The 6,303-nt window shown below is 44.3% G+C and carries 4 protein-coding genes; 2 read left to right on the forward strand and 2 right to left on the reverse strand.

Features of this window, described 5'->3' with window-relative positions:
• Positions 1–98: 98 nt before the first annotated feature.
• Together AB4484_RS13295 and znuA are read right to left on the reverse strand one after the other, a co-directional pair.
• The gene (locus AB4484_RS13295; RefSeq protein ID WP_372078682.1) at positions 99–3,461 is read right to left on the reverse strand and encodes a helix-turn-helix domain-containing protein; all 3,363 of its coding nucleotides are present in this window, start codon (positions 3,459–3,461) and stop codon (positions 99–101) included.
• Positions 3,462–3,729: 268 nt separating this feature from the next.
• The gene (gene znuA, locus AB4484_RS13300; protein WP_372078637.1) at positions 3,730–4,614 is read right to left on the reverse strand and encodes a zinc ABC transporter substrate-binding protein ZnuA; all 885 of its coding nucleotides are present in this window, start codon (positions 4,612–4,614) and stop codon (positions 3,730–3,732) included.
• 83 nt (positions 4,615–4,697) lie between these two features.
• Between znuA and znuC the strand changes: the two genes are divergently transcribed.
• Both znuC and znuB read left to right on the forward strand, forming a co-directional pair.
• Positions 4,698–5,477: a zinc ABC transporter ATP-binding protein ZnuC gene (znuC, locus tag AB4484_RS13305; RefSeq protein ID WP_048617861.1), complete on the forward strand. Its 780-nt coding sequence runs from the start codon at positions 4,698–4,700 to the stop codon at positions 5,475–5,477.
• The gene (gene znuB, locus AB4484_RS13310; protein WP_048606441.1) at positions 5,477–6,262 is read left to right on the forward strand and encodes a zinc ABC transporter permease subunit ZnuB; all 786 of its coding nucleotides are present in this window, start codon (positions 5,477–5,479) and stop codon (positions 6,260–6,262) included. Before znuC ends, znuB begins: the two co-directional genes overlap by 1 nt.
• Positions 6,263–6,303 lie beyond the last annotated feature (41 nt).

Below are 6,303 nucleotides of genomic sequence, written 5' to 3' on the forward strand. Positions count from 1 at the left end.
CTCGTATCTCGTATCTCGTAGAAGCATAAAAAAGCCCCAACACGAATGTCGAGGCTAAAGTATCTTTATTTATGTTCTAGCAGAGTACTCGCTGCGCGCTACTCGTCGTTGTTTTCAGCAAACTTAGATGGTGACATACCAAAGTGGTGCTTAAACCTTTGACTGAAATAAGAAGGGTCATTGAAGCCCGAATCAAACGCCACATCAGAGATCTTCTCTCCAGCGAGTAAGCGCTCACACGCATGCTCTAGACGTACTTCATTCAAGTGCTCTTTGAAGGTCTTGTTGTAAGCCGATTTAAAGCGTCTCTGTAAGCTTCTCTCAGACATAAACAAATACTTAGCGGCAGTTGCAGTACTGAACTCGGCATCAGCGTAGTTTTCACTCACAAGCTGCGACACTCTGTTCTTCCACTCTTGTTCCGCTGTCAGTTTTTGTTGCTCTGGTGTTGAAGCGGCAAGCTTAATGGTTTCAATCTGTTCAATTGTGCTGGCTTCGAGATTGTCGAGTACTTGATACTCAATTGGCCACGAAAGCTGAACCTTATTTTGACACTCCGAAACAAAAGCATTAAGCTCGCCACCGCTCTGATTCATCAATAGCGGCAGCTTTTCGATGTTAAGGTCCGTCGACTTTCCGGTATTGTCACCCATGCTTGATGCCAGTTTAGGGAAAGGCATGCCATGATCTCGAATTGTCACAACAAGATGCTCCTTAACGTCTTCAACCAGAACCACCATACTCTGCGACTTAAAGTTTCTCTTGATGATACTCGCAACTAAGCTATTGAAGATAATATCGAGATTAAAATACAGCAACGAGACATATCGTTGTTTTGTTTCGACTTTAATATCCAGTTCAATACCGGCTTTGGTTAAATCATCCTGCCAAGCTTTGAGTACCGCTTCTAAGATTAAAATTATATCGTAACAAACTTGCCCTTCTCCTTGAGGCGTATTGCTCAATTGAGCTAAGCCATTTTTCAAGGTTAGAATTGGCGACTTCCCATGCTCGTCATTCCAATTAGGAATCATCGCAGCAATATGATTCACTTCAGAAGAGAGTTCATTGGCAGTGTGAGACACAAGCGCATTCTTAACGGATAGCTGCTTTTTAAGCTGTTGGTTAGTTGCGAGTAATATCCGGCTTTGGTGTCTCAATTGGTCTGTCTTCAGTGCAACTTGCGCTTTTAAGTGCCTGTTGGCAAAAGTGACATAACGAGAGCGCCAAAAGACCAAGATAGTCACAACGCCAATCAGTAACATCAGAGAGCTTGCTGCAGCCCAATTGGTCAGATACCAAGGCTCCGCAATCGAGAAGCTTTGATTGGTTGACACAAAGCGATAATGGGAGTCTTTAACCGGTTTCACTTCAAGTGTGTAATCCCCAGGAAGAAGATGGTCGAGCGTTAACAAGCCCCCTTCAAACTCACTCCAAGGTTCATCGTCGCTCAGTCGGTATTCCATCGCAGGTGCGAACGTTGCTGGCAAGATACCTAGCTTAAACCCCATCGATGAACCATAAGGAATCTCATCCAGTTCAGCCGTTTTCCCGCCAAGTGACACCGTTTGTTGGTCGACACTTATCTTACTCAATAAGGCACGGCTATGAGGTGTGGTTGATACCAGTAACTCGTTAGACAACGCACTGACTACGCCATACTTTGAGCCGAAAACAAGCCTCGAAGGTTGGCTCTCTTCACTGTAAAATAGAGCACATGCTCCCGCCGCCAGCTCATTGGTGATCAAACCAAATGGCGAACCGATGTGTTTATGCAGCTGCCCATCCAACCCGTAATAACTGATGCCTTTCGAAGAGCCTAACCAAACACCATTGTCATCGCTGATCAGGCAGTTGGGGCTAATATTGTCTTCAACAAGAGTGATTTCTTGAATAATAGAGCTGTCATCCGGGATTCGATATACGCCATAACTGCTCGCAAACCACTGCGCTCCATCCTTCGCTTTTTCAATATCGACGACTTTGCCAAACCGTTCGCTTGAACGACTAAAGCTAATTCGTTTATCAATGAACGAGTAGAAACCATGGTCTGTTCCTATATAGATGCGACCTAGCAAGCCGACATTGAGAGCGGTGATCTTCGCAGGCAAGAACTTGTAGACTAACCAGTCAGTGCCATAACTCGTCAGTTTCATGGTTTCGATAGATAACGAATAGAGGTTTTGCCCAGAGGTCATCCAGAGAACGTTATCAGCCTGAAGCGCAAAGTTTTCAACGTGCACTCCCTTAATCGGCCTTGGTAAATCAAGGGCTTCGGGTTGTAGCGTTTCCGTATTTAGACTGATGATGCCTTGTTCGGTCGCCAACCAAATGGAAGAGCCAAAGAGCTCAAAATCATTAACGGGATTAGAGTAAACACGAATTGGGTTCTCTTCACTTTCAGAATCAACTAAGTAGAGCCCCATTGAAGACGCGACCCAAGATAACTGGTCACTGACAGGCAGTACTTTATTGATCACCACACTACTCGAATGCATGCCCATTCCAGTTAGGGGGGTTCTCGAGAAGGTCTTACTGAATAGTGAGAAATATCGGATACCGTTGTTTGTCGCAATCCACATGCCACCAGCATGATCGTTTATCAACGAATATATTTTCTCACCCGGTAACGAGAAGTCTTGATTAGCGGCTTGTTCGAATCGAGTAATTTGTCCCGTAATAAAGTTGTAGCTAATAAGGCCGTGCTCTGTACCAATCCAATACTGATCCGAAGTTTCGGCCAGCGAGAGAACATGCGACCCTTTAACTATGGTCTCTTTATCTGGGTTCGCGAGATCTACAATCACAGCGCCATTTAAAGTACCGATCACCAACTCACGTCGAGCATTCGAAAAATAAACCGTCTCAATATGGTTTTTGTCGGATGCGGTGACATGGGTAAACTCTTGATTCTCTGAAAGGTAAACGCCAGAACTGGTCGCTAGCACCCACTTTGATAGCACCCACTCCGCGTCGTTAATCGTAATGTCACTGCTGTTATTGTATCGGTACAGTTTGAGTAGAGAGTAGGTGTTGAATTCTAAAGATTGAGTGTTGTAGGTATAGAAATTACTGCCGTCAGTAACCCAAATATAATCGCCCGATGCACCGATATTGGTTATTTCAGCGCCGGGACTTAGGCTAAACGCCAATTCGTTGCCAATTCCAGGGTTATGTCGATACACCTCGTTATCGAAAAATGTCCAAAACTCATCGTTCAGAAACGCGACTCTTTCCGAAGAAAATTGCAGTAAGCTACCCTTGCGAGGGAATAGAGTTCGGCCGTCGTAAAAGAGTACTTTTCCATGTACATCATGAACCCAGAGCCCGCCTCCGGCACCTAAGTACAAGTTTTTAGCCGCAAGGAAATTCCCTTGCGCTTGAACGGGCAAAGGATAAAAAACGGAGGGTGAGGTATTTACCGCTAGAACGCTAAATGAAATGCTCATTAAGATGAACATTTTGAAGATAATTCGATACAACTCTTAATCCTGAACAGCAACAACGCATGAAATTTTGGGCACCACAACGTCTTATCGTTGCTTAACCAAAAACTGAGTTTTTTTGTGCTTATTATTATCTTTCTATTTTAGCGGAAATTAGAAAAGGAGAAAGGAGGTTTGCTATTTGTTAGGAGGTTTTATCTTAGCGGTCACGAAAATGCCGCAAAAAGCGGCATGATTCATAAATTAACGAGAGCAAAGTAGAGTAAAGAATACTCGTTATGAATTACTTCCCGCTTAAGCAGCTTGTGTAGCTGTCTGTAAGTTGCTGAAGAAAATCGAAATAACTTCCACTCTTCACTTCAACTGTTGAACCGATAGGATCAAGCTGGCCTTGCTTAGCGTTACTTCCGCGAGTCACTGATTCAATCACAGCAGGGGTAAATTGAGGCTCTGAGAATACACATTGAACATTGTCGCGTACTAGCGTTTTCTTAATAGCGATCAGGCTTTTTGCACCCGGTTTACGCTCTGGGCTCACTGTGAAGTGACCTAAGTTATTCAGTTCAAACTCTTGCTCAAAGTAGCCATACGCATCGTGGAATACGTAGTAACCTTTGTCTTTCACTGGCGCAAGTTGTTCATGAATAGACTGCTGCTTTTCTTTCAAAGCAAGCAGGAAAGAATCTAGGTTTTCTTGATACGCCATTGCGTTATCAGGGTCAGATTCAATCAACTTTGCTGAGATATATTTTGCGGCTACTTCAACTTGGTCGATACCTAACCAAAAATGCGGGTCATGGCTACCATGATTATGTCCTTCATGAGAATCGTGGTCATCATGTCCGAACTCTCGCAAGTTAATTCCTGGAATCTCACTGATCTTGATAACGTTTTCTTTTGAACCAATCACCTTAGTCAAAAAGGCTTCTAGGTCAGAACCAAACCAGATAACCATATCGGCACTGTGAACTTTTTTGACATCAGATGGCTTAAGCGCATAATCGTGCGGCGAAGCATTGCTGTTCATTAGCACATCCGGTTCACTAACGCCCTGCGTTAATTCCGTCACAATCATTTGAATTGGTTTAAAGCTTGTTAGAATAGTATTGGCACTTGCGACACTTGGCGCTAAAAGCAAAGTAGCAAGTATAAAAGATGAACGTGACATAATCCCTCGATAATAGAAAAGTAGCTTAGGCTTGAGGTAAATGTTACATTATAACATTAGCGAATTGCAAATGAGTTCTATTCATGGATAACTTAATCCAACTAGATTCTGTGAGCGTCGAATTTGACGGTCGAAAAGTTCTAGACAACATCTCTCTAAATTTAGAGCGCGGCAGAATCACCACCCTAATTGGGCCAAACGGTGCAGGAAAGTCGACATTAGTAAAAGTGGTACTGGGTCTACAGACCAAATTTTCAGGCACAATAACAAAAGCTAAAAAACTGAAAATTGGCTATGTACCACAAAAATTAAAGCTCAATGACTCACTACCGCTCAACGTAGAGCGTTTTCTAAAGCTCACTGGCAAGTTCAGTCAGCAAGAAATCCTTGAAGCATTGAAGCTCGTTGGTGCTGAACATCTGCAGAAGAGTAACATGCACCAGCTATCCGGCGGTGAAAACCAACGTGTGCTCATTGCTCGTTCATTGCTAAGAAGACCAGACCTACTGGTTCTCGATGAACCAGCTCAAGGCGTCGACGTTCAAGGGCAAATTGACCTGTATGATTTGATTGACACCATTCGTCACCGCTTTGGTTGTGCCGTATTTATGGTTTCGCACGATCTGCATTTAGTGATGGCAAAAACAGACGATGTTATCTGTTTGCACCACCACATCTGTTGTTCAGGCGCACCTGCAGACATCAAACACCATCCTTCGTATATTGCGCTCTTTGGCACCGCGACCCAAGAGACACTAGCGTTTTATCATCACCAACACGAACATCACCATCATGACCTTGCAGGCCAACCAGTAACGGGCGGCGCACATGAATGTTCAAACCATAAACACGGACACCACTAATGCTTGAGTTTCTTCTTCCCTCTATTTTGGCGGGTTTGGGTATTGCGCTAATTGCAGGCCCACTAGGTTCATTCGTGGTGTGGCGCAAGATGGCTTACTTTGGTGACACGCTTGCTCACGCTTCTTTGATGGGCTTAGCACTTGGCTTTCTGTTCAACATTAATTTATATTTCGCGCTGCTGATTTGTTGTTTGATGCTAGCCGTGTTGCTAGTGACTTTACAAAAACAAAAGCTGGTCGCGACCGATACCCTACTCGGTATTTTGGCGCACAGTGCGCTATCACTTGGTTTGGTTGCTGTCAGTTTCTTAGATAACGTTCGTGTTGACCTAATGAGCTACCTATTTGGTGACTTGCTGGCAGTATCTCCAACGGATTTAGTGTTCATCTATGCGGGTGCTGCCGTGATTGGATTGGTGCTTGCTATCTTTTGGCGACCACTACTATCAACGACGGTTAACGAAGATCTCGCGGCGGTTGATGGCATCAACATTGATTTAATGCGTCTGATTCTGATGCTATTGGTCGGTATCGTGATTGCTGTCGGTATGAAGTTTGTTGGTGCGTTAATCATGACATCGCTACTGATCATCCCAGCAGCTACAGCAAGGAAATTCGCCAATACACCCGAGCAAATGGCCTTCCTCGCATCGGTTATTGGCTCTATCGCAGTCTTCGGAGGGCTAAGCTTGTCTTGGTTCTATGATACGCCTGCTGGCCCGTCTGTTGTTATCAGTGCAGCTGCGATGTTTATGTTATCTCAAATGGTTAGAAGCCGAGCTTAGCACTTAGCGGGACGATTTCGAATCTCGTATCTCGTATCTCG

The sequence above is a fragment of the Vibrio sp. 10N.261.46.A3 genome (assembly GCF_041472995.1).
GTDB classification, from domain to species: domain Bacteria; phylum Pseudomonadota; class Gammaproteobacteria; order Enterobacterales; family Vibrionaceae; genus Vibrio; species Vibrio coralliirubri.

Bases quoted from the DNA above. Each gene is read 5' to 3' on its own strand.
- znuB (WP_048606441.1), top strand. From the start codon at position 5,477: ATGCTTGAGTTTCTTCTTCCCTCTATTTTGGCGGGTTTGGGTATTGCG.
- znuC (WP_048617861.1), top strand. From the start codon at position 4,698: ATGGATAACTTAATCCAACTAGATTCTGTGAGCGTCGAATTTGACGGT.
- AB4484_RS13295 (WP_372078682.1), bottom strand. From the start codon at position 3,461: ATGTTCATCTTAATGAGCATTTCATTTAGCGTTCTAGCGGTAAATACC.
- znuA (WP_372078637.1), bottom strand. From the start codon at position 4,614: ATGTCACGTTCATCTTTTATACTTGCTACTTTGCTTTTAGCGCCAAGT.